The sequence below is a fragment of the Enterovirga rhinocerotis genome (assembly GCF_004363955.1).
Classification (GTDB): domain Bacteria; phylum Pseudomonadota; class Alphaproteobacteria; order Rhizobiales; family Beijerinckiaceae; genus Enterovirga; species Enterovirga rhinocerotis.
The window spans coordinates 2250224-2271195 of the sequence record NZ_SNZR01000011.1; the positions used below are offsets into that span (position 1 = coordinate 2250224).

The following is a 20972-nucleotide window of genomic DNA, read 5'->3' on the forward strand; positions in this document are numbered from 1 at the left end:
TCTGCGTTATTGCTGTTGCTGCTGCATGGCCGCCCGACGGACGACCCTGTCCGGGTTCTCCTCGTAGGGCGGAGAATAGATCACGAGCAGCTTGACCGGCGTCTCGCTCGTGACGGTGAAGACGTGCTCCTGGTCGGGTGGAAAGAAGCAGCAATCGCCCGGCACCATGTCGAAGCTCTCGCCCCCGACCTCCGCCCGCGCCGTCCCTTCCAGCAGGTAGCAGACCTGCTCGATGCCGGGATGGGCGTGGGGCAAGGCCCCCTGCCCGCCCTCGATGGTCCCTTGCAGCATCTCGATATGCTTGGCACCGACCGTCTCGCGCGAGATCAGGCGGCGATTCACCGTGCCGGTATGATTGGCGGGGCTGTAGCCCGGCATCTCGGCCGCGCGGATATGGTAGCGACTGGTCATCCTGCCTCCTTCACGAGTCGCGGCCCTCGATGGCGGCGCATGCCTCGCGCAGGGCCTCGGCATGGGCATCGAGCGCAGCCTCGATGCGGGCAAGTGGGCCGGCAACGGAGACCGCGTAGCGATCGCCCAGGCGCAGCGGGCGGGCGATGGCACCGAGATCGGGTACGCTCTCGCCGAGATTGCAGTAGCAGCCCCTCTCTTCCGAGGCCTCGAGATCCCGTTCGAGCGCAGCCCGGTCGAGCGTTCGGGCGGTGAACGGCCGGAATTCGACCTCCGCCAGCAGCACATCGCGCGCCGCCGGATCGAGCGCGGCGAGCAGGGCCTTGCCGAGCGAATTCGCCTGGACGGGCCGCGTGGCGCCGATCTCGGCGATGTAGCGCACGCTCTGCCGGGATTCGACGACGTCGAGATAAAGCACCTCGTGCCCGCGCAGCCGGGCAAGGACCACGGTCTCGCCGGTTCTGTCGCGCAATGCATGCAGCGCGTCGCTCGCGCGGGCGACGATCGGATCGTGCGCGCCGATCACGGCTGCCTGCGCCTGAAGCCGGCCGGTCGGATAGAAGCCGCCGCGCCGTTCGACCTCGTAGAGGTAGCCGCGGCCGGCCAGGGTCCGGATCAGTTCGAGACAGCTCGCACCCGGAATCGCCAGGATCCGGGCGAGTTCGCTCATCGTCAGCGGCCTCCGCTCGGCGGCGAAGGCCTCGATGACGTCCAGCACGCGAGCGGCCGACTTCACACTCATGAAGCGAGCTTCACATACCCGAAAAATCCGGTCAATTCGGTCCGTGCGTCGCCGGCCCTGTTTCTGCCGATAGAGATCGCTTCGGCGATCTACCGCGTCGCCGCGGTGATGCCGCCATCGACCACGATCTCGGTTCCCGTGACGTAGCGGGCCTCGTCCGAGGCGAGGAACAGCGCGGCATGCGCCACGTCCCAGGCATCGCCCATATGGCCCATCGGCACCTGGCCGTGGCGCTTGGCGACGAACCCCTCGTAGTCGCCGCCGGCGTAGCGCTCGGCGAGGCGGTTCACGAGCGGCGTATGCATGAGGCCCGGCACGACGCAGTTCATCCGGATGTTCTCACCCGCATGGATGACGGCCGACGTCTTCGTGAACTGGATGAGCGCGGCCTTGGCGGCGGCATAGCCGACCTGGGGCTTGCCGATATAGCGCTGACCCGCAACCGAGGACACGCTGACGATCGCGCCGGAGCCCTGCTTCTGCATGATCGGGATGACGTGCTTGCAGGCGAGGAAGGCGGTCGTCGCATTGAGCTGGAACTGGGCCGCCCAGACCTCCTCGCTCATATCGACCGGCCCGCCGGGCTCCGATTGGCCGACATTGTTCACGAGGATGTCGACGGCACCATGCGCCTCGTCCACGCCGCGGATGAAGGCTCCGACCGCGGCATTATCCGTCGCGTCGCAGACATGGACCTCGCAGGCCCCACCCTCCTCCGCGATCAGCCGGCGCGTCTCTTCGGCCGCCTCCGCGTTTCGGTCGGTCCCGATGACCCGCGCCCCCTGCCGCGCGAACAGAACCGCGATCGCCTTGCCGTTTCCCCAGCCGGGCCCGGATGACCCGCAGCCCATCACGATCGCGATCTTTCCCTTGAGGCTCAGCATGGGGTCTCCGTTTCCAATCCCGCGCCGTCCGCGAGGATGACAGGCGGTGTCTCTTCTCTTAAGCCGCTTCCAACGCGTCGCGATACCGGGCGGCGCCCACGGCAGCCACCCCAGAGACGATCCTATGGCAGGACATTCACAGTTCAAGAACATCATGCATCGGAAGGGCCGTGCCGACGCGGTCCGCTCGAAGCTCTTCTCGAAGCTTGCCCGAGAGATCACCGTGGCGGCGAAGATGGGCATGCCCGATCCCGACATGAACCCGCGCCTGAGGGCGGCCATCCTCGCCGCGCGCGCCGAGAACATGCCGAAGGACAATATCGAGCGCGCCATCAAGAAGAGCCAAGGCGGCGACGCCGAGAATTACGAGGAGATCCGCTACGAGGGATACGGCCCCGGCGGCTCGGCCATCATCGTCGAGGCGATGACCGACAATCGCAACCGGACCGCGTCGGACGTGCGCTCGGTCTTCACGAAGGCCGGCGGCAACCTCGCCGAGACGGGCGCCGTCGCCTTCATGTTCGACCGCGTCGGCGTCGTCGAATTCGACGCCAAGGCGGCCTCGGACGACGCGATGCTGGAGGCGGCGATCGAGGCCGGCGCCAACGACGTCGAATCCGATCCCGAAGCCGGGCACACGGTCTATTGCGACCAGAGCGCGCTGAACGAGGTCAGCAAGACGCTCGAGGCCGAGTTCGGCGAGCCGCGCAAATCCGCCCTCGTCTGGAAGCCGCAGAACGCGGTCGCGGTCGACGACGAGACCGGCGAGAAGCTCGTCAAGCTGATGGAGGCCCTCGACGGCCACGACGACGTGCAGAACGTCTACGGGAATTTCGAGCTCTCGGACACGCTTCTCGCGAAGATGGGCTGACGGACGAGCGCACCGTGGCGATGCCCGGCGAGCCTCCTCGCGCCATCCGCATCCTCGGCCTCGATCCAGGCCTTCGCCGCACGGGCTGGGGTCTCGTGGTGGCGGAGGGAAACCGGCTGTCCTTCGTCGCCTCGGGCGTGATCCTCTCCTCGGACAAGGAGGCGCTCGCCACGCGCCTGTGCCAATTGCACGAGGGGCTGAGCGAAAGGGTCCGCTCGCTCGATCCGGACGAGGTCGCGGTCGAGGAGACCTTCGTCAATAAGGATGCGCAGGCGACCCTGAAGCTCGGCCATGCGCGCGCGGTCGCTCTGCTCGTCCCCGCTCTCGCGGGGCTCCCGGTCGCCGAGTATGCGGCCAACCTCGTCAAGAAGACGGTGGTCGGCACCGGACACGCGGACAAGCGGCAGATCCAGGCCATGGTGCGGGTCCTGCTGCCGAAGGCGGATCCGGCCTCGGATGACGCGGCGGATGCGCTGGCGATCGCGATCACGCATGCCCATCACAGGAAGGCCAGAGCCCTCCTGCGCTGACGCGCCGCCTCAGGCTGCCTCGGCCTCGACGATCCGCACCGGAGTCGTGGACACCTCCTCCTGTAGAGGCCAGCTCAGGAGGATGAACTCGCCGTCGTAGGTTTCGGCGAGCGCCGTGCAGCTTTCGACCCAGTCCCCGCAATTCATGTAGCGGACGCCCTGGATGTCGCGGATCGCGGCATGGTGGATATGTCCGCAGATGATGCCGTCGACGCCCTGCTTCTTCGCCTCGGTGACGAGCGCGTTCTCGAAATCGCCGATGAAGTTGACGGCGTGCTTGACCTTCAGCTTCGCCCATTGCGACAGCGACCAATAGGTCAGGCCGAGCGCCCGGCGCGCATGGTTGAGATAGGTGTTGACCCAGAGCGCGAAGTCGTAGGCCCAGTCGCCGAACAGGGCGAGCCATTTCGCATGGCGGACCACGAGGTCGAAGGCATCGCCGTGGACGACGAGATACCGACGGCCGTCCACGCCCTCGTGGATCGTCGTCTCCATCACCTCGACGCCGCCGAAATGCACGCCGTAATAGTCGCGCAGGAACTCGTCGTGATTGCCCGGGATGTAGACGACGCGCGCATGCTTGCGGACCTTCCGCAGCAGCTTCTGGACGACGTCGTTGTGCTCCTGCGGCCAGTACCAGCCCTGTTTCAGCCGCCAGGCATCGACGATGTCGCCGACAAGGTAGATCGTGTCGGCATCGACCCTCTTCAGGAAGTCGAGCACGAGGCGGCTCTGGCAGCCTCGTGTGCCGAGATGGACGTCGGAGATGAACACCGCTCGGTAGCGCTGCATCCCGTCCTGATCGGGTTCTCGCGACATGGCCTCGTGCACCCGCGCGTCGATGGGGAACTTGGTCAGGGCTCCGCTCCTGCGGCTGCGAGTTGGGCCGCCCCACGCCGCACATCCATGGGGCGGCCGTGCCAGACGACCTGCCGCGTCACGAAGGATGCGAGCCAGAGGGCGGGGATCATCAGATCTCGGACGAGGAAGGCCGCGACGGCATGCCGTCCGAGAGGCCAGCCCATGCGACGCGCGAGCGCGATCTCCGCGGCGTAGCAGAGGGCGAGCGCGGGCAGAGCCAGCCAGGGCGAGAACCCGAGAGCGGGAGCGCCCGCCGCGAGGCCGCAGGCCAGCACCACGGGGCTCGTCAGGAATTCCCCGAGATAGAGCGCGGGGAAGGTCACGAGCCGCAGCCGGGACCAGCGCAACTGCCGCTTCCAGACGTGAGCGGCCGTCTTCGCACCGATCGGCTGCGGGAAGGGCCGGTCGACGAGATGGACCCGCAGGCCCGCGCGGCGGACGAGCTTGGTGGCCGCGGCATCCTCGGCCGCTTCGGACGAGAGCGCGCGCAGCCCGCCATGCGCGTCGAGCATCGAGCGATGCCACAGCATGGACTTGCCCTGGGCATAGCCCTCGCCCAGCGCCTCGGCCGCATATTGCCAGCGGGCCTGGAAGGTATTGAGGAAAGCGCATTCGACGGCCGCCCAAAAGCCCGAGGGCTGGGTGCCGACCGGCATCGAACAGACGAGGCCCGTGTTCGGACGCCAGGCCGCGAGAAGGCGGCGGATGTAGTCGCGGGGCATCTCGACGTTGGAATCGGCGAGGACGATCCAGTCGTGCCTCGCTGCATCCCAGCCCTTGATGCAGTTGTTCAGCTTCGGGTTCTCGCTGACCGCATCGTCCCCGACGAGGAGGCGGGCGGGAACGTCGGGATGGGCTCCCATCAGCCGCTCGACGAGCGGGACCACGGGATCGGCCCGCGTGGCGACGCAGAAGACGAGCTCATAGGCGGGGTAGTCGAGGCGAAAGCCGGAGCTCAGAGTCGCGACGCTGAAGGGTTCGAGCCCGCAGACGGGCCGAATGATCGTGACCGGAGGCGCCACATCCGGCCCGAGCAGCGGCGCGGCACGCCGTGACAACCGCCACGCAGCGAGGGCAACCATTGCGATCGAGAGGAGGATGGCGATCGCGCTCAGGAGCGCGACGAGGGCCATGCCTTGCATCGAAACCTCGTTTTTCCGACGCGCCCCGCCTAAGCGACTCGCATGTCAGCCCGGAGTCGCGCGCATGTCGGCTGGATGACGGGGCATGCGGGCCACAGGAGACTTGCCAGCGCAGCGGCGCGATGCGACCCCCGTGCGGAGAGGATTGCGAATGATCGGCAAGCTGAAGGGCGTGATCGACAGCTACGGCGAGGATTTCGTCATCGTCGACGTCGGCGGGGTCGGCTACGTCGTGCATTGTTCGAGCCGGACGCTGCAGAACCTGCCGCCGGTGGGCGAGGCCGCCAGCCTCGCGATCGAGACCCATGTCCGCGAAGACATGATCCGGCTGTTCGGATTCCGCTCGGATTCGGAACGCGAATGGTTCCGGCTCCTGCAGGGGGTGCAGGGCGTCGGATCCAAGGTAGCGCTCGCGATCCTGTCCGTGCTCGACCCCGGCTCCCTCGCCACCGCACTCGCGACAGCCGACAAGACCGCCATCGCGCGCGCCCCCGGCGTCGGGCCGAAACTTGCGGCCCGCATCACCGCCGAACTGAAGGACAAGGCACCGGCCTTCGGCGGTGCCGATCCTGTCGTCGCCGGCCTCGCGGGCGCGGAGGATGACGCGAAGGCTCCGCCGGCCGCCGCGGACGCGATCTCGGCCCTCGTCAATCTCGGCTACGGACGTCCCCAGGCGGCAGCCGCGATCGCCGCCGCGCTCAAGACCGCGGGCGACGGCGCGCAGACGCCGGCCCTGATCCGTCTCGGCCTGCGCGAACTCGCCTCGCTCTGACGCCAGGGTTCGGCTTGTCCGGCGAGCCGATCCGGCCGAGTGTGACGCGAGAGGATCGGTCGTGATCATGCGTGCTCGGAACCATGGCTGACCGTCCGCTGGGAGCCATCCTCGCGGGCGGACTCGCGCAGCGGATGGGCGGAGGCGACAAGACCCTCCTCCTGCTCGCAGGCCGGACGATCCTGTCGCGCGTGGTCGAGCGCCTCGCCCCGCAATGCGCCGGGCTCATCCTCAACGCCAATGGAGACCCGGGGCGTTTCGAGCGCTACGGCCTGCCCGTCGTCCCCGATGGCCGCCCGGATTTCGCAGGCCCCCTCGCAGGATTGCTCGCCTCGCTCGACTACGCCGCGACGCTGGATGACCGACCCGACGACGTCCTGACGGTCTCCGCCGACACGCCCTTCCTGCCCTCCGACCTCGTGGCCCGGCTCGTCGAGGCGCGCCGCCGCGAGGGCGCCGATCTCGCCTGCACGCGCTCGGGTGGCCGGACGCATCCGGTGATCGGCCTCTGGCCGCTCCGTACCCGCGACGACCTGCGGATCGCGCTTCGGAACGGCGAGCGCGGCGTCGGCCGCTTCGCCTCCCGCTTTCGACTTGCCGTCGCCGAATGGGAAACCAATCCGGTCGATCCGTTCTTCAACGCCAATACGCCCGCAGATCTCGAAGAAGCTGCGGCGGTGCTCGCTCAGTCCCCGCCGTAGACAAGGCTGAAGGGATGCGCATAGTCATGGGGTAGACAACCACAAAAACTCCAGGAAACGCTCATGATACCTGTCAGCCGCCGTACGCTTCTCGCCGGGACGTCCGCTTTGGCGGCGGCTCCGTTGATCCGCCCCGCCCGCGCGCAAACCCCGGTCATCAAGCTCGGCGTGTTGAACGACCAGTCAGGCATCTACAGCGACGATACCGGCATGACCTCGGTGGCCTGCGTCCGCCAGGCGGTCGAGGACTTCAAGGCCGAAGGATTCAAGGTCGAAGTCGTCTATGCCGATCATCAGAACAAGCCCGATATCGGCTCGAACATCGTTCGCCAGTGGCTCGACCGCGAAGGCGTCGATGCGGTCGTCGACGCCCCGACGAGTTCCGTCGCGCTCGCGATCAATCAGATCTGCCGCGACAAGAACAAGGTCCACCTGAATTCCGGCGCCGCGACGACCGACCTGACCGGCTCGCAATGCACCCCCAACACGATCCACTGGACCTACGACACCTACATGCTCTCGAAGAGCACGGGCGGCGCCGTCGTGAAATCGGGGGGCGACAGCTGGTACTTCATCACCGCCGACTACGCCTTCGGCCAGCAGCTCCAGCGCGACACGGCCAAGGTCGTCCAGGCCTCGGGCGGCAAGGTGCTGGGCTCGAGCGCCTATCCCTTCCCCGGAACGAGCGACTTCTCGTCCTTCCTGCTCCAGGCGCAAGCCTCCGGCGCGAAGGTGCTGGGCCTCGCCAATTCCGGGCAGGACACCATCAACTGCATCAAGCAGGCGAACGAGTTCGGCCTTAAGATGAGGATCGCCGCGTTGCTGTTCTACAATAGCAACGTACATGGCCTGGGCCAGGAAATGTCGCGCGGCATGGTCATGACCGAGAGCTTCTACTGGGATCTGAACGACCGTACCCGCGCCTTCATGAAGCGGCTGCTGTCCCAGAAGCCGAAGCAATATCCCAACATGGTCCAGGCCGGCTGCTACGGCGTAACGCTCCATTACCTCAAGGCCGTGGCCAGCCTCGGGGTCGCCGCGGCGAAAGCCGATGGCCGCGCCGCCGTCGCCCGCATGAAGGAGATGCCGACCGACGACGATGCCTTCGGCAAGGGACAGATCCGCGCCGACGGACGCAAGCTTCATCCCTCCTACCTGTTCGAGGCCAAGGCGCCGGGCGAGAACAAGGGCGAGTGGGACCTGCTCAAGCTCGTCGCGACCACGCCGCCGGAAGAGGCCTTCAAGCCCCTCAGCGAAGGCGGCTGCTCGCTCGTGAAGTAGATCCGGCGGGCCGTCCGGCCATCCGTCCAGCACCGGTCTCGCCCAGGCGGAGGCCGGCCCTTCCGCTGCCGCATGTCGGGGACGACGTGCGGCAGCGCCAGCCCGTCAGCGGCGTGGATCGACCCGCGACCTGCCCGGGGGCAGGCGCCAAGCGGAGCCATCCTCGCGGCCATCGGAGACGACCGCCGGACGCCGCCTCCATCCGATCCGCCACACGGTCCGATCGCCCGCCCTCTGCCCCGCCCCGAAGCAGCCCGCCCGGCATCGCCCTTGTGCCTCCCGGCGCCCGGACCGGGCACGAGAGCGCGTCCAGAGATTGTGCGCCCAGACCGCATAATCACGATGATAATAGCGTTTGTCCAACGACACCCGCGAGCTTATAGGCGGATCGTTTCGTACGCGCGAATCCGAGATCATCAGGAATTTTAGTCCAGCTTCCTGACAACGCATCACCGTAAAGCGTCACGATAGTCTTTTAGATTGGTAGAATTTCAAAAGAAGAAACCTACCGTTTGTTTTTTATAGGGAGCGAGTGATGAGGGCGAAGGCGGCTGCGGCCTTTTTGATGGCTCTGGCGTGGACATCGTCCGCGGATGCCCAGAAAAGCATCTCGGTGAAGATCGGCGTCATCAACGATCAGTCGGGCCTCTATTCGGAGCATGGCGGGATCGGCTCCGTCTGGGCCGCGAAGAAGGCAGCGGAGGATTTCGGCGCCGCGGCGAAGGGGATCACGGTCGAGATCGTCGGCGCGGACCACCAGAACAAGCCCGATATCGGCGCCACGATCGCGCGGCGGTGGTTCGACGTCGACAGCGTCGACGCTGTCGCGGATGCGAATTCCTCCGCCGTCGCGCTCGCGATCAACGATATCGCGCGGGACAAGAACAAGGTCATGCTGAACGGCGGCGCGGCGACCTCCGAGCTGACCGGTCCGCGCTGCAGCCCGAATACGGTTCAGTGGACCACCGATACCTGGGCTCTCGCGAACGGCGCCGGCAAGGCCGTCGTCAAGCTCGGCGGCGACAGCTGGTTCATCCTGACGGCCGACTACGCGTTCGGACACGCGATGGAACGCGACCTCGAGAACGTGGTCACGGCGAATGGCGGCAAGGTGCTCGGCAAGGTCCGCCACCCCTTCCCGACGGCCGACTTCTCGTCGTTCCTGGTCCAGGCGCAGGGCTCCAAGGCCAAGGTGATCGGCCTCGCCAATGCGGGCGGCGATACGATCACGAGCATCAAGCAGGCTGCCGAATTCGGGAATATCCAGGGCGGCCAGAAGATCGCCGCGCTGTTCATGCTGCTGCCGGATGTCCGGGCGATCGGCCTGAATGACGGGCAGGGCATCATGTTCCTCGACAGCTGGTACTGGGATCAGACCCCGCAGAACCGCGCCTTCGCCGATGCCTTCGCGGCGGCCAATGGCGGCAAGCGCCCGACCAGCGTCCATGCGAGCGTCTATTCGAGCGTGACCCACTACCTCCGCGCGGTCGAGGCGGTCGGCGGGGCGCAGGACGGCGCCAAGGTGGTCGCGAAGATGAAGGAGATGCCGACGGACGATCCGCTGCTCGGCAAGGGCATGATCCGTCCCGATGGCCGCAAGGTCCACGATCTCTACCTCTACGAGATCAAGAGCCCGGCCGAGTCGAAGGATCCGTACGACCTCCTCAAGGTGCGGGCGACGGTTCCGGCGGCCGAGGCGTTCCGCGCCATGGCCGAGGGCAAGTGCCCGCTCGTGGCCAACCAGAAGCCCTGACCTCTCCGGGGTCATCCGGCCGGATGACCCCGCTCATCGATCGAAGCTTGTCGGAACGAAGGCGGAGTACGAACACGATGCGGATCGCGATCCTCGGAATGGGCGCCATGGGGTCCGTCTATGCGGGTCTCCTGGCGGGAGCGGGCCTCGACGTCTGGGGCGTCGACATCTGGGCCGATCATGTCGACGCGATCCGTCGCGACGGCCTGCGGGTCTCCGGCGCCAGCGGCGAGCGGACGGTCCGCCTTCCCGCCACGACGGATGCGAGCGAGGTCGGCAAGGCCGATCTCGTCATCATCGCCACCAAGGCGAACGGCGTCGTCGCCGCCGCGAACGCGGCGAAATCCATCCTCGCCGATGACGGCGTCATCCTGACGATCCAGAACGGGCTCGGCTCGGCCGAGCGGGTCGCCGAGATCGTCGGACCGGAACGGGTTCTGATCGGGGTCGTCGGAGGCTTCGGCGCCTCGATTCCGGCACCCGGCCACGTCCATCACAACGGCTGGGAATTCGTCCGCCTCGGCGAGTACGAGGGCGGTGTCACGAGCCGGCTCGAACAGGTCGGAGCCGTCTGGGAGAAGGGCGGATTCAAGGTGCTGATCTTCCCCGACATCCACAAGATGGTCTGGGAGAAGTTCATCTGCAACGTGGCGTTCAGCGCCCCCTGCGCGGTGATGAACCGGACGATCGGCGAGGTCCTGGCCGATCCGGACGCAGCCTCCGTCTCGTTCGCCTGCGCGAGCGAAGCCTACGAGGTGGCGCGCGCCCTGGGGATCGCCGTCGATATCGACGACCCCGTGGCCTATGTGAAAGCCTTCGGCGAGAAGATCCCGCATGCGCGCCCGTCCCTCCTGCTCGACCACATGGCGAACAGGAAATCCGAGATCGACGTGATCAACGGCGCCGTCCCCCGCGAAGGGGCCAAGGTCGGTCTCGCGACGCCCGCGAACACCATGATCTCGGCCCTCGTCCGGGCCCGGGAAGCGACCTTCGCCTGAACGATGGTCGAGGTTGCGGCGGCAGGAGACCGCCGCAACCGAAACCTGAGGCGGCGCTCAGTAATAGACGCTGCGGCACACGCGCTCGGGTCCGTAGGGCCCCGGCCGGGTGAAGCAGCGGCGCGGCGGCGGCGGCGCATAATAGGGGGCAGGCGCGACGACGACCGGAGCCGCCTCCACCATGGTCCCGGGAGGCAGCGCCGTGTTGACGCAGCCCGCCACCCCGAGAGCCAGCAAGGCTCCGCAGGCGACCTTCAATCCGCTCTTCATCGATGATTGCTCCACGCCGGAAGTTGAAACGGCCTCCGCATAGATCAGAACCGCCGGCTGTCCGCCAGAGTTCCCGGCGCCGGGCAGGCCGCGCTCCGTCCGCAGCCCCATGCTAGCCACGCCCGCCGATGCGCGATAGCAGTCGCGACCATGGAGACCGGCACCGGCGCCGGCCCATCGGGACCAGGTCGGGATTGCGCGCGACACGATGACGATTGAGCCTCCACCGGCAGACGGCAGCGGAACGGGCACCACCGGGCCTCTCGTCAGCATTCTCGTCCTGACCTGGAATCACGAGGCCTATATCCGCGCTTCGCTGGAATCGATGCTGGCGGAGAGCTACCGCAACATCGAGATCATCGTCTGCGAGAACGGGTCCTCCGACGGGACCTGGGCCGAGCTCCAGCGCATCGTGGCGGAGCACCCGGATCGCGCCATCGCGATCTATCAGAATCCGCCCGGCACCAAGGTGACGGTCGGGTTCAACAGCCTGATCGCCCGCGCGCAGGGCGAGCTTCTGTGCTTCTTCTCGGGCGACGACCTGTTCCACGGCGACCGCCTCGCCCGCCAGGTGGAAGCCTTCCAAGACAATCCCGATCTCGAGATCGTCTACAGCAATGGCCGCTTCCTCGGCGGTCGCAAGGACGGCGAACTCGTCCACGACGAGGCCCGTTTCGAAGAGGTCTTCCGGCTGGAGCCCGAAGGCGTCCTGCGCTTCGTCTTTTCCAATCGCGGCATGATGATCCAGACGCTGATGGCGCGGCGCCCCCTGATCGAGGCGGTCGGCGGCTTCGACGAGACCGAACTCGCCGACGACTGGATCCTGAACATCCGCATCTTCGGGCATCTCACGCGGCGCTCGCAATACGCCTTCCTGCCGCTCGTCTCCTTCCTCTACCGGCAGCACGACAACAACGCCTACAAGAACTTTCCCCGCCAGTCCCGCCTCATGCTCGGCGTGATCGACAAGTACTATCATTTCGACGATCGCGAGACCGAGATCGCGAAGATGTACTACTTCCAGGCCAATGTCGGCGCGATGTACGGCTTCCAGCACCTTGGCATGACGCTCGGCTACCTGAAGGAGGCGCTGCGGCGCCAGTTCCGCCCGCGCGATCTCGTCATGTTCCCGCTCCGCTTCGCGGGCGCGCCGGGTCTTCGCCTCTACCGCCGCCTGCGGGCGGCCATGAGGCCCGCAGGCCGGCAGGCTTCGTGAGCGCCCCCGTCTCGTCTCCCGCCACGGCCCAGCGCTCGCTCTACGAGCCGGGGCTCGACGGGCTGCGCCTCGTCGCCTTCCTCGCCGTCTTCCTGCACCACCTGCCCGGCCCGACGCGATCGCTGCTCGCGCCCTTCCACAGCCATGGCTGGAGCGGCGTCGAGCTCTTCTTCGCGATCTCCTCCTTCCTGCTGTTCCGCCTTCTCGACGCCGAGTACGAGCGGACGGGGCAGATCGGGATCGGGAAGTTCTTCACGCGCCGGCTGCTGCGGATCTATCCGCTGATGATGGCCTTCTCGCTGGCCATGTTCGTGCTGCTGTCGAACCGGGGCGGCGAGGCGATCTTCCGGCTGCTCGGCCTTGCGACGATGACGGACAACATCATCACCGTCTTCGCGAAGTACAACGTCGCCATCCCCTTCAGCGGCCATCTGTGGACGCTCGGCTTCGAGTTCCAGATCTACCTCTGCCTGCCCTTCCTGTTTCTCGCCTGGAAGCGATGGGGCACGGCCCGCTTCCTGGCAGGGCTCGGCCTCTTCTGGGCGCTCGCCATCCTCGCCCGGGTGCTGGTGACGGCGGCCGGCTACGGCCATCCGCTGATCTGGGTCGTCCCCATCATGCAGCCGGATGCGATCCTCGCCGGGATCGTGCTCGCGACCGGCGCGACGGCACGGCTCCCGCGGGCGGTCTGGCCGGCCTTGTTCGTCGTCTCGCTCCTTGCCTTCCTCCTCGTGCGTCCTCCCTGGGCGGGCGTGGTGCCGGCGATCCTGTCCTATCCGCTGATCGCCCTCGCCTCCGTCTCGCTGATGCAGTGCGTGCGCACGATCCCGCTCTTCGGACGCGTGTTCGGCGCGCCCATCCCGGTCTATCTCGGGACGATCTCCTTCGGCCTCTATGTCTTCCACCTCCTCGGCATCGGGATCGGGGTGAAGGCGCTCATGCCGCTCATCGGCGTGCGGGTGCCGGAGACGCTAGCGCACAGCGCGATCGTGGCGGCCGTCGCGCTCGCGGCGACGTTGCTCCTGTCCGCGATCTCCTATCGCTGGCTCGAAATGCCCTTCCTGCGGCTGAAGGACCGGTTCTCGACGGTCCATGGCCGCGCCGCCCTGTCCGAGCCCTCGCCGGCCGACGCCATGCCGGCGCAGACCGGAGCGGCACGCGCTCCGGAGCGCTGATCAGGCCTGCTCCACCGCGAGGGCGGCGGCCTTTTTTGCGCTGCGCCCTGCGTCTATGGTGCGGGAAACACGAAGCGGTTCGACATCCCCTTGCGCATCCCTCTCAACGATCTGAAGCGGCTCGATCCCACCCTCGCGGACGAGCTTCGCCGTGCCGCCGACGAGGTGATCGCCTCGGGCTGGTGGCTCAACGGGCCGAAGACGAGCGCCTTCTGCGAGGCCTTCGCCGCCTATCTCGGCGCGAGCCACTGCATCGGCGTCGCGAACGGCACGGACGCGCTGGAGATCGCCCTGCGGGCGCTGCTCGCCCGCGATCCGCGTTTCGCAGGCGCGGACGCGAATCCGCCGGAGATCGTCACGGTCGCCAATGCCGGCGGCTACGCGACGACCGCCGCCCGCGCCGTCGGCTGCGCCCCGGTCTTCGCGGACATCGCCGAGGAGAGCCAGCTCCTCGCGATCGATTCGGCGGTGGCCGCCCTCGGCGAGCGCAGCCTCGCCGTCGTCGCGACCCATCTCTATGGCGGCCTCGTCGACGTGCCGGCGCTGCGCGCGGCGATGGACGCGGCCGGCTTCGCCCATGTCGCGATCCTCGAGGATTGCGCCCAGGCTCACGGCCTGCGCGGTTGCGGCGGGATGGCGGGCGGCTTCGGCACCATCGCGACGTTCAGCTTCTATCCGACCAAGAATCTCGGCGCCCTCGGCGATGGCGGCGCGATCGTCACGACCGATCCGGACCTCGCCGCCCTCGTGGCGAGCCTGCGCCAGTATGGCTGGGGCCGGAAATACGAGATCGACCGTGCGGGCGGGCGCAACTCGCGGCTCGACGAGATCCAGGCGGCCTTCCTGCATGCGATGCTGCCTCGCCTCGACGCGAACAATGCCCGAAGGGTCGCGATCCTCGACGCCTATGCGCGCGCGCTTCCGGACCACGTCCGGCTCGTCCGCTCGCCGGCCGGCACCGTCGGCCATCTCGCGATCGTGATGACGGAGGATCGCGAGCGGCTGCGGGCCCATCTCGGCGAGAGCGGCGTCGCGACCGACATCCACTATCCCGTCGCCGATACCGACCAGCCCGGCTGGTCCGCCCTCCCCGGCCGGATCGGGCCCACCGGCATCGACACTACGCGGCGATCCATCGGCCGCATCCTGACCGTGCCCTGTTTCCCGCAGATGAGCGACGACGAGATCGCTCACGTCTCCTCGACGCTCTCTGCCTATCCGCGCTGACGCGCGGCCCGCGAAAGGTTCCCCATGGCCATCCAACGGGCCGGCAAGCCGCCCTTCGTCCACGAGAAGGGCATCTGCGAGACCGAGCATCTCGGGCCTGACACGAAGGTCTGGGCCTTCGCGCATGTGCTGGGCGGCGCGCGGCTCGGCGCGAACTGCAACGTCTGCGCCCATGTCTTCATCGAGAACGACGTGATCGTCGGCGACGACGTGACGATCAAGTCCGGCGTCCAGCTCTGGGACGGCCTGCGGGTGGGCGACCGGGTCTTCATCGGCCCGAACGCGACCTTCACCAACGACCGCCGGCCGCGCTCGAAGCAATTCCCGGAGGCCTTCCTCCAGACCGTGCTCGAGGACGACGTCTCGATCGGGGCGAACGCGACGATCCTGCCGGGCATCCGGATCGGACGGGGCGCGATGGTCGGCGCCGGCGCCGTGGTGACGCGGGACGTGCCACCCTTCGCCACCGTCGTCGGCAATCCAGCCGTGGTCGTGAACTATGTCGAGACCGAGGGCAGCCGGACCGGCAGCGCGCGCACGCAGGGCATCGCCGGCGACGCGCTCGGCCTCGAGGCGGGCTCACGGGTCGATCTCGGTCTCCGGGACTGCTTCCTCGAACGGCTTCCGCATTTCGCCGATATGCGCGGCAGCCTCGTCCCGCTCGAGGCTGGGCGGGGTCTTCCGTTCCCGCCCGCGCGGATCTTCCTCGTCCATGCCGTCGCCAACAGCCGCATCCGCGGCGAGCACGCCCACCGCGTCTGCCGCCAGTTCCTGATCGCGACCCACGGCGAATTGTCGGTGGTGCTCGATGACGGCGAGAAGCGCGTGGAGGTGCGGCTCGATTCGCCGAATATCGGCCTGCACCTCGCGCCGATGGTCTGGGGCATCCAGTACAAGTTCAGCGCCGACGCCGTCCTCACCGTCGTCGCCTCGCACGGCTACGATCCGGACGACTACATCCGCGACTACGAGGACTTCATCGCGCTCGTCGGTCGGGGCTGAAACCGCCTGCAAAGGACCCGGAGATGCTGGAGATCCGCACCTGCGCCTACATGTCCAAACAGGACATGTTCGCGGACCTGACCTCCCAGACCGCTGCGCTGCTGGGCGCCGAACGCGATCCGATCGCGAATGCCGCCAATGCGGCCGCGTTGATCTTCCACGTTCTGCCCGACCTCAACTGGGCCGGCTTCTACATCCTGCGCGGCGGCGAACTGGTGCTCGGGCCGTTCCAGGGCAAGCCGGCCTGTGTTCGCATTCCGGCGGGACGGGGCGTCTGCGGGGCGGCCGTCGCGCAGAAGGAAGCGATCCTCGTCGAGGACGTGCATGCATTTCCGGGGCACATCGCCTGCGATGCCGCTTCGCGCTCGGAACTCGTCGTCCCTCTACTGCGATCGGGCATTCCCGTGGGCGTGATCGATCTCGACAGCCCCGTGATCGGCCGCTTCGACGCCGACGACCGGATCGGCATCGAAGCACTCGCGGCCGTCTATCTGGCCGCGAGCGATCCCTTTCCCGCGTGACGCTCGCTCAGCTCCGTTGCGACGACGGTCCCGAGGTGCCGGCCGGAGCGACGTCGCCCTGATCGGCCCCGCCGATCGGCGGCAGGAACCAGGCGAGGAGCCCGATGGCCGGCAGGAAGGAGCAGAACTTGTAGACGGCCTCGATCCCGTAGCTGTCGGCGAGAGCGCCGAGCAACGCGGCAGCAAGCCCGGCAAGGCCGAATGTCAGGCCGTAGAAGAAGCCGCCGACGAGCCCGATCCGCCCCGGCAGCAGCTCCATCGCGTAGATCAGGATCGCGGCGAAGGCGCTCGACATGATCAGGTTGATGACGATCGTCAGGACGCCGGTCCAGAACAGATCGGCGTAGGGCAGCACCAACGTGAACGGCAGCGCCCCGAGAATCGAGAACCACAGGATACGGTTGCGGCCGATACGATCGCCGAGGATCCCGCCCCCCAACGCACCGGCCGCGGACGAGGCCAGGAACAGGAACAGCATCACCTGCGATTCCTGGATCGAGACGCCGAACTTGCCCATGAGGTAGAAGGTGTAGAAGGACGAGAAGCTCTGCGCGTAGGCGTTCTTCGAGAACAGAAGGATGACGAGGATCGCGAGGGGCACGATCACCGCCATCGGCGGACGTGCGTTGCTCACGCCGTCGGATGTGGAGGCGCTCCCGCCGGCCGGCCGCTGGAGCGGCGCGATCCTGGCATAGCGGGGAAGCATCCACAGCATCAGTGCCATCGCGGCGAGAGCCGCCGTCGAGAACCAGCCGAGACTGTGCTGTCCGAACGGGACGATGATGAACGCCGCCAGCAACGGGCCGAGCGCGCCGCCCGTCTGGCCGCCCACCTGGAAGATGCCCTGCGCGAGCCCCTGCCGTCCTCCGGATGCGTTCCGCGCCATGCGGGTCGCCTCGGGATGGAAGATCGAGGAGCCGAGGCCGACGAAGGCGGAGGCGACCAGCAGCAGGCCGTAGCTGCCCGCATAGGCGAGGCCGAGCAGCCCGACGAGGCTGAAAGCCATGCCGACGATCATCGAGTGCGGCATCGGATGCCGGTCGGTGTAGAAGCCCACGGCCGGCTGGAGCAGCGAGGCGGCCGTCTGGAAGGTGAGCGTGATCAGACCGATCTGGATGTAGTCGAGCTGGTAGGTTTCCTTGATGATCGGGTAGATCGCCGGGATCAACGACTGGATCATGTCGTTGAGAAGATGCGTGACGCTCAGCGCGATCAGGACGGACATGGCCGCCTGTTTCGTGGGAGCGGAACTCGCGGGCGCAGCGCTGGTCGTCATGGCGTCTGGTGGGTCCCTCCCGCTCCGGCGTCAAGATCGGAGCGGGTTCACGCATATCGTTTCCCACCGCCGTCCGACGCCGCGATCCGACCGACAGACGCGCCTTGACGGTTTCAGGTCGGGGATCGTTATATATTCTTGGATATAGCGATTCAATCGGTCGAAGATGTCAGTCCCCGTTGATGCGTCCCGTCCTCCGCCTCGGCCGGCCCCGACCCTCGCGGAACTGGCGGCGGCCTGTCTCGCCGTCTCCCGCGCGCCGGAGGCACGGAAGCCGCTGCGCATCTTCGGGGAGCAGGTGCTCGCGCGCCCGATCGAAGACGCCATCGCGGAATCGGGACTGCCGGCGCCATCGCTGGCCGAACCCGTTTTCGGAACGGCCGAACATCTCTGCGGGCGGATCGAGCGCGGAGAGAAGGCCGATCTCTACCTGTCCGAAGACCTGGTCCGGCCGAGGCGTCTCGTGACTGCCGACTTGGCCAAGCACGTGATCCCCTTCGCGCGACAGGGCCACTGCGCCGCCATCCTCGGGATGGCGGTGGTCACCGATCGCCCCGAGGCCTTGCTTTTCGCGACGTTTCTCCTGTCGGAAGAGGGGCAGGCGGTCCTCGCGCGGCACGGCTTCAGGCCGGTTGCATCGGACCTCTGACCCACAGTGCCAGAACCAGCAGGGTGAGCCTCATGTACGTCCCGACCGTGTTCCGAAACGAGGATCGCGACCTCGCCTGGTCGCTGATCGAGACGATCCGGTTCGGTTCGCTCGTGTCGTCCGGCGACGTGCCCTTCGTTTCGCATGTGCCGTTCTGCCTCGACCGCGACCGCGGCGGGCGCACGGTCTTGATCGGGCACATGGCGCGCGGCAACGCTCACTGGAAGTCGCTCGACCCTGGCAGCCGCGTGCTCGTGACCTTCGTCGGTCCCAACAGCTACATCTCGCCGAGTTGGTACGCATCGAGCCCGCGGGCTCCCACCTGGAACTATGTCGGCATCCACCTCGTCGGCACGATCGAGATCGTGCACGACCGTAACGCCCTCGACACGATGGTCCGCCGCCTCAGCCGGGAGATGGAGGCGCCGGACAGCGGCTGGAGCATCGACGGCATCGATCCCGGTTACGTCGATCACCTGCTTCCCGGAATCGTCGGGTTCGAGATCACCGTGTCGGACGTGGACATGCAGGTTCGCCTGTCGCAGCAGAACGACGATAACGATCGCCGGCAGGTGAGACAGGCATTGGCCGATGGCGGCCTCCGGCAGCGCCAGGTCGCCGAGATCATGGACCGCATCGTGCCGGTTGATCGGAACTGAAATCCTCGATCCAGTCCGAACGTCGCGCCCGACGCTCAGGGCAGCGTGCAGGTGCCAGACGCTGGCGGAGGGAACGGCGAGCCGCGCTCCGAATTGGCCTCACCTCAGCAAGGGAGGACCATCATGGATCACAGCAAGCACGTGCGCCTGACGGACGCGGAGCTGACGGCGGCGACCCTCGAGGGCGCGACGATCTACGGACCCGGTGACGAGACGATCGGCAGCGTCGCGCACACGCATGGCAGCGGTTCGTCGGCCCTGGTCGCGATCGATGTCGGCGGGTTCCTCGGCATCGGCGCGAAACAGGTCGCCGTACCGGCCAAGGATCTCGACTTCATGCGGGACGAGGATGGCGAGGTGCATGCCGTGACCTCGTGGACCAAGGACCAGATGAAGGCGATGCCCGAGCATCACGATCCCGCCTGATCACCGGCGCCCTGGCCGAGCCGGGGGCGCGCGGACGTCGTGCTGCCCCCCGGCTCACACCAGGCCACCCTCACGCAGGCTGGCCCGTCCGGCACGGAGACGGCCACGGCGAGAACGTGCTCCGCCGTCGGGGCGAGACACCGGAGGCGCCATCGATCCGGATCGTCGGGGCAGCCGGCGCCGAAGGCGAGCCGGGGATGGGCGCCCGACAGGTCGACATCGAACGCCTTCAGCGGAAGCGACAGGCCGAGGCCCCGAGCCTTGCTGTAGGCCTCCTTGAGGGTCCAGAGCGTGTAGAAGGCCCGCCGCTGGTCGCCCTTCGCTGCCGCGTCCCTGAAAGCGGCCATCTCGGTTTCGGCGAAGACCGTCGCCGCCAGGCGGTCGAAGCCGAGGTCCCGCGTCGTGTTCTCGACGTCCACCCCGATCTCGCGGCCATCCGCCAGCGCGAGGGCGACGAGACCCTCGGTGTGCGACAGGTTGAACCGCAGACCCCGGAACGGGACGGGCTCGAGGATGCTCGGACGGCCATGGGCGTTGGCGCCGAAGACCCAATCCGACGGATGCACATCCGCATAGCGGGACAGCATGGTCCGCAGCGTGGCGCGCGCCACGAGGAACTGGAGCGCCGCCCCGGGGGCGGCGAATGCTTCCCACCGCGCGCGCTCGTCGGGGCTGAGGAGGCCGGCGCACCGGCTCAGGTCGTCCTCGCCGAGCCCCGTGGGATCCACGAGCCAGACATCGACCTCGTTGCCCGACAGCCCGTATCCGGCGCGCGCGCGTGCCGGCCTCGCCTGGCGGGGCAAGGGGCGCATGCGGAGAGGATCGGCCGGGCTCAGGCCGCGGCTCTGTCCGGTGTCAGCGCCGCGCACCATTCGTCGAGGATCCGATCCCGATGGTCGCGCAGGAAGAAATGGTCTCCGGGCAGCGTCACCTGACGGAAGCTGCCCGCCGCATGACGGCGCCAGCGGGTGATCTCGCCCGGCGCGACCTCCGGGTCGTCGCTCCCGGCCAGGGCCAGCAGCGGGCAGTCCAGCGGCGCCTCGTCCCGGTGCCGATGGAGTTCGGTCATCGCGAAATCCGCCTGCAGCATGGGGGCGATCACCGGAAGCAATTCGGGGTGAGCCAGCACCTCCGGGGCGGTGCCGTTCAGGCCGGCCAGTTCCTCGGCCAGGGCCGGCAGCGCCAGCGCGTGCCGGTGCGATGCCGGATCCCGTGCCTCGTCCGGCGCATGCCTGCCGGAGACGATCAGCGCATCCGGCAACAGGGCGTAACGCCTCCGAAGATGCCGCGCCGTCTCGAAGGCCAGCAGCGCCCCGAGCGAATGGCCGAAGAGCAGGAAAGGCCGGTCCAGCCGGCGGCGCAGGGCCGGGCCGAGCGCCTCGGCCATGGCCCCGGCCTGGCGCAGCAGCGGCTCACCCTGCCGCCGGCCGCGCCCCGGCAATTCCACGGCGAGGAGCGCGAGGCCCTTCGCGCGCGCAGCCTCGATCCAGGGCCGGTAGAAGGCCGCGCCGCCGCCGGCGAAGGGGAAGCAGATCACGAGCGCCTCGGCGTCGTCCGCTCCGGGGCCGGCATGGGGGAACCAGGGATCGGTCGGGTGGATCATCG

24 protein-coding genes are annotated in these 20972 nt (G+C 67.9%); 15 read left to right on the forward strand and 9 right to left on the reverse strand.

The features are described 5' to 3' along the window. Window positions 1-6: 6 nt before the first annotated feature. From EV668_RS11345 to EV668_RS11355, 3 genes are all read right to left on the reverse strand, one after another. Window positions 7-411 carry a cupin domain-containing protein gene (locus EV668_RS11345; protein ID WP_133769843.1) on the reverse strand — a complete coding sequence of 135 codons (405 nt, stop codon included), beginning with the start codon at window positions 409-411 and terminating at the stop codon, window positions 7-9. 10 nt (window positions 412-421) lie between these two features. Beyond that, a complete protein-coding gene (locus EV668_RS11350; protein ID WP_133769844.1) occupies window positions 422-1153 on the reverse strand; it encodes an IclR family transcriptional regulator in 732 nt (243 codons plus the stop codon). 89 nt (window positions 1154-1242) lie between these two features. Then, window positions 1243-2037, reverse strand: a complete 795-nt coding sequence (locus EV668_RS11355; protein ID WP_133769845.1) for an SDR family NAD(P)-dependent oxidoreductase — start codon at window positions 2035-2037, stop codon at window positions 1243-1245. Between the two features lie 124 nt (window positions 2038-2161). Here EV668_RS11355 and EV668_RS11360 point away from each other — a divergent pair, with 124 nt between their 5' ends. Both EV668_RS11360 and ruvC read left to right on the forward strand, forming a co-directional pair. Continuing rightward, window positions 2162-2908 carry a YebC/PmpR family DNA-binding transcriptional regulator gene (locus EV668_RS11360; RefSeq protein ID WP_133769846.1) on the forward strand — a complete coding sequence of 249 codons (747 nt, stop codon included), beginning with the start codon at window positions 2162-2164 and terminating at the stop codon, window positions 2906-2908. 20 nt (window positions 2909-2928) lie between these two features. Continuing rightward, a complete protein-coding gene (gene ruvC / locus EV668_RS11365; protein WP_133770192.1) occupies window positions 2929-3438 on the forward strand; it encodes a crossover junction endodeoxyribonuclease RuvC in 510 nt (169 codons plus the stop codon). 9 nt (window positions 3439-3447) lie between these two features. On the opposite strand, the gene EV668_RS11370 is transcribed toward ruvC, so the two are convergent. Both EV668_RS11370 and EV668_RS11375 read right to left on the reverse strand, forming a co-directional pair. After that, window positions 3448-4257 (reverse strand): UDP-2,3-diacylglucosamine diphosphatase, encoded by an 810-nt coding sequence (locus tag EV668_RS11370; RefSeq protein WP_133769847.1) that lies wholly within the window; start codon window positions 4255-4257, stop codon window positions 3448-3450. A 35-nt stretch (window positions 4258-4292) separates the two neighbouring features. Beyond that, window positions 4293-5432: a ceramide glucosyltransferase gene (locus EV668_RS11375; protein ID WP_245513013.1), complete on the reverse strand. Its 1140-nt coding sequence runs from the start codon at window positions 5430-5432 to the stop codon at window positions 4293-4295. A gap of 160 nt (window positions 5433-5592) precedes the next feature. Between EV668_RS11375 and ruvA the strand changes: the two genes are divergently transcribed. The 5 genes from ruvA (at window position 5593) to EV668_RS11400 (ending at window position 10946) form a co-directional block, all read left to right on the forward strand. Further along, a complete protein-coding gene (ruvA, locus tag EV668_RS11380; protein WP_133769849.1) occupies window positions 5593-6213 on the forward strand; it encodes a Holliday junction branch migration protein RuvA in 621 nt (206 codons plus the stop codon). 83 nt (window positions 6214-6296) lie between these two features. After that, on the forward strand, window positions 6297-6914 hold the full coding sequence (mobA, locus tag EV668_RS11385) for a molybdenum cofactor guanylyltransferase MobA (protein ID WP_133769850.1): 618 nt from the start codon (window positions 6297-6299) through the stop codon (window positions 6912-6914). A 63-nt stretch (window positions 6915-6977) separates the two neighbouring features. After that, a complete protein-coding gene (locus tag EV668_RS11390) occupies window positions 6978-8195 on the forward strand; it encodes an ABC transporter substrate-binding protein (protein WP_133769851.1) in 1218 nt (405 codons plus the stop codon). 535 nt (window positions 8196-8730) lie between these two features. Beyond that, window positions 8731-9948 (forward strand): ABC transporter substrate-binding protein, encoded by a 1218-nt coding sequence (locus tag EV668_RS11395; RefSeq protein ID WP_208111503.1) that lies wholly within the window; start codon window positions 8731-8733, stop codon window positions 9946-9948. A gap of 77 nt (window positions 9949-10025) precedes the next feature. After that, window positions 10026-10946, forward strand: coding sequence for a ketopantoate reductase family protein (locus EV668_RS11400; RefSeq protein ID WP_133769852.1), 921 nt, complete (start codon window positions 10026-10028; stop codon window positions 10944-10946). A 57-nt stretch (window positions 10947-11003) separates the two neighbouring features. On the opposite strand, the gene EV668_RS11405 is transcribed toward EV668_RS11400, so the two are convergent. After that, window positions 11004-11216 carry a hypothetical protein gene (locus EV668_RS11405; protein ID WP_133769853.1) on the reverse strand — a complete coding sequence of 71 codons (213 nt, stop codon included), beginning with the start codon at window positions 11214-11216 and terminating at the stop codon, window positions 11004-11006. A 208-nt stretch (window positions 11217-11424) separates the two neighbouring features. Between EV668_RS11405 and EV668_RS11410 the strand changes: the two genes are divergently transcribed. The 5 genes from EV668_RS11410 to EV668_RS11430 all read left to right on the forward strand — a co-directional run bounded on the left by EV668_RS11410 (window position 11425) and on the right by EV668_RS11430 (window position 16357). After that, window positions 11425-12432, forward strand: a complete 1008-nt coding sequence (locus tag EV668_RS11410) for a glycosyltransferase (protein WP_133769854.1) — start codon at window positions 11425-11427, stop codon at window positions 12430-12432. Further along, the gene (locus EV668_RS11415; RefSeq protein ID WP_166652410.1) at window positions 12429-13607 is read left to right on the forward strand and encodes an acyltransferase family protein; all 1179 of its coding nucleotides are present in this window, start codon (window positions 12429-12431) and stop codon (window positions 13605-13607) included. The genes EV668_RS11410 and EV668_RS11415 overlap by 4 nt, the downstream gene beginning before the upstream one ends. Before the next feature lie 90 nt (window positions 13608-13697). Continuing rightward, window positions 13698-14834, forward strand: coding sequence for a DegT/DnrJ/EryC1/StrS family aminotransferase (locus EV668_RS11420; RefSeq protein ID WP_166652411.1), 1137 nt, complete (start codon window positions 13698-13700; stop codon window positions 14832-14834). A gap of 24 nt (window positions 14835-14858) precedes the next feature. Further along, window positions 14859-15836, forward strand: coding sequence for a WxcM-like domain-containing protein (locus tag EV668_RS11425; RefSeq protein WP_133769856.1), 978 nt, complete (start codon window positions 14859-14861; stop codon window positions 15834-15836). 50 nt (window positions 15837-15886) lie between these two features. Then, entirely contained in the window at window positions 15887-16357 is a 471-nt protein-coding gene (locus EV668_RS11430) for a GAF domain-containing protein (protein ID WP_245513095.1), read from the forward strand. A gap of 7 nt (window positions 16358-16364) precedes the next feature. Here the strand turns inward: EV668_RS11430 and EV668_RS11435 are convergent, their stop codons facing one another. After that, window positions 16365-17633: an MFS transporter gene (locus EV668_RS11435; protein ID WP_133769858.1), complete on the reverse strand. Its 1269-nt coding sequence runs from the start codon at window positions 17631-17633 to the stop codon at window positions 16365-16367. 166 nt (window positions 17634-17799) lie between these two features. Here EV668_RS11435 and EV668_RS11440 point away from each other — a divergent pair, with 166 nt between their 5' ends. The 3 genes from EV668_RS11440 (at window position 17800) to EV668_RS11450 (ending at window position 19367) form a co-directional block, all read left to right on the forward strand. Continuing rightward, window positions 17800-18282, forward strand: coding sequence for a substrate-binding domain-containing protein (locus EV668_RS11440; RefSeq protein ID WP_133769859.1), 483 nt, complete (start codon window positions 17800-17802; stop codon window positions 18280-18282). A gap of 32 nt (window positions 18283-18314) precedes the next feature. Continuing rightward, window positions 18315-18941 (forward strand): FMN-binding negative transcriptional regulator, encoded by a 627-nt coding sequence (locus EV668_RS11445; protein ID WP_245513097.1) that lies wholly within the window; start codon window positions 18315-18317, stop codon window positions 18939-18941. Window positions 18942-19064: 123 nt separating this feature from the next. Further along, the gene (locus EV668_RS11450; RefSeq protein ID WP_133769861.1) at window positions 19065-19367 is read left to right on the forward strand and encodes a PRC-barrel domain containing protein; all 303 of its coding nucleotides are present in this window, start codon (window positions 19065-19067) and stop codon (window positions 19365-19367) included. Here the strand turns inward: EV668_RS11450 and EV668_RS11455 are convergent. Both EV668_RS11455 and EV668_RS11460 read right to left on the reverse strand, forming a co-directional pair. Beyond that, window positions 19352-20179 carry a 4'-phosphopantetheinyl transferase family protein gene (locus tag EV668_RS11455; protein WP_166652412.1) on the reverse strand — a complete coding sequence of 276 codons (828 nt, stop codon included), beginning with the start codon at window positions 20177-20179 and terminating at the stop codon, window positions 19352-19354. The genes EV668_RS11450 and EV668_RS11455 overlap by 16 nt on opposite strands. A 20-nt stretch (window positions 20180-20199) precedes the next feature. Further along, window positions 20200-20970, reverse strand: a complete 771-nt coding sequence (locus EV668_RS11460) for a thioesterase II family protein (RefSeq protein WP_166652413.1) — start codon at window positions 20968-20970, stop codon at window positions 20200-20202. Between the last annotated feature and the right edge of the window lie 2 nt (window positions 20971-20972).

Bases quoted from the DNA above. Each gene is read 5' to 3' on its own strand.
- EV668_RS11460 (WP_166652413.1), bottom strand. From the start codon at position 20,970: ATGATCCACCCGACCGATCCCTGGTTCCCCCATGCCGGCCCCGGAGCG.
- EV668_RS11450 (WP_133769861.1), top strand. From the start codon at position 19,065: ATGGATCACAGCAAGCACGTGCGCCTGACGGACGCGGAGCTGACGGCG.
- mobA (WP_133769850.1), top strand. From the start codon at position 6,297: ATGGCTGACCGTCCGCTGGGAGCCATCCTCGCGGGCGGACTCGCGCAG.
- EV668_RS11435 (WP_133769858.1), bottom strand. From the start codon at position 17,633: ATGACGACCAGCGCTGCGCCCGCGAGTTCCGCTCCCACGAAACAGGCG.
- EV668_RS11345 (WP_133769843.1), bottom strand. From the start codon at position 411: ATGACCAGTCGCTACCATATCCGCGCGGCCGAGATGCCGGGCTACAGC.
- EV668_RS11430 (WP_245513095.1), top strand. From the start codon at position 15,887: ATGTCCAAACAGGACATGTTCGCGGACCTGACCTCCCAGACCGCTGCG.
- EV668_RS11355 (WP_133769845.1), bottom strand. From the start codon at position 2,037: ATGCTGAGCCTCAAGGGAAAGATCGCGATCGTGATGGGCTGCGGGTCA.
- EV668_RS11400 (WP_133769852.1), top strand. From the start codon at position 10,026: ATGCGGATCGCGATCCTCGGAATGGGCGCCATGGGGTCCGTCTATGCG.
- EV668_RS11395 (WP_208111503.1), top strand. From the start codon at position 8,731: ATGAGGGCGAAGGCGGCTGCGGCCTTTTTGATGGCTCTGGCGTGGACA.
- EV668_RS11405 (WP_133769853.1), bottom strand. From the start codon at position 11,216: ATGAAGAGCGGATTGAAGGTCGCCTGCGGAGCCTTGCTGGCTCTCGGG.
- EV668_RS11425 (WP_133769856.1), top strand. From the start codon at position 14,859: ATGGCCATCCAACGGGCCGGCAAGCCGCCCTTCGTCCACGAGAAGGGC.
- EV668_RS11360 (WP_133769846.1), top strand. From the start codon at position 2,162: ATGGCAGGACATTCACAGTTCAAGAACATCATGCATCGGAAGGGCCGT.
- EV668_RS11445 (WP_245513097.1), top strand. From the start codon at position 18,315: ATGTACGTCCCGACCGTGTTCCGAAACGAGGATCGCGACCTCGCCTGG.
- EV668_RS11350 (WP_133769844.1), bottom strand. From the start codon at position 1,153: ATGAGTGTGAAGTCGGCCGCTCGCGTGCTGGACGTCATCGAGGCCTTC.
- EV668_RS11455 (WP_166652412.1), bottom strand. From the start codon at position 20,179: ATGCGCCCCTTGCCCCGCCAGGCGAGGCCGGCACGCGCGCGCGCCGGA.
- EV668_RS11370 (WP_133769847.1), bottom strand. From the start codon at position 4,257: ATGTCGCGAGAACCCGATCAGGACGGGATGCAGCGCTACCGAGCGGTG.
- EV668_RS11390 (WP_133769851.1), top strand. From the start codon at position 6,978: ATGATACCTGTCAGCCGCCGTACGCTTCTCGCCGGGACGTCCGCTTTG.
- ruvC (WP_133770192.1), top strand. From the start codon at position 2,929: ATGCCCGGCGAGCCTCCTCGCGCCATCCGCATCCTCGGCCTCGATCCA.
- ruvA (WP_133769849.1), top strand. From the start codon at position 5,593: ATGATCGGCAAGCTGAAGGGCGTGATCGACAGCTACGGCGAGGATTTC.
- EV668_RS11375 (WP_245513013.1), bottom strand. From the start codon at position 5,432: ATGGCCCTCGTCGCGCTCCTGAGCGCGATCGCCATCCTCCTCTCGATC.
- EV668_RS11440 (WP_133769859.1), top strand. From the start codon at position 17,800: ATGTCAGTCCCCGTTGATGCGTCCCGTCCTCCGCCTCGGCCGGCCCCG.
- EV668_RS11410 (WP_133769854.1), top strand. From the start codon at position 11,425: ATGACGATTGAGCCTCCACCGGCAGACGGCAGCGGAACGGGCACCACC.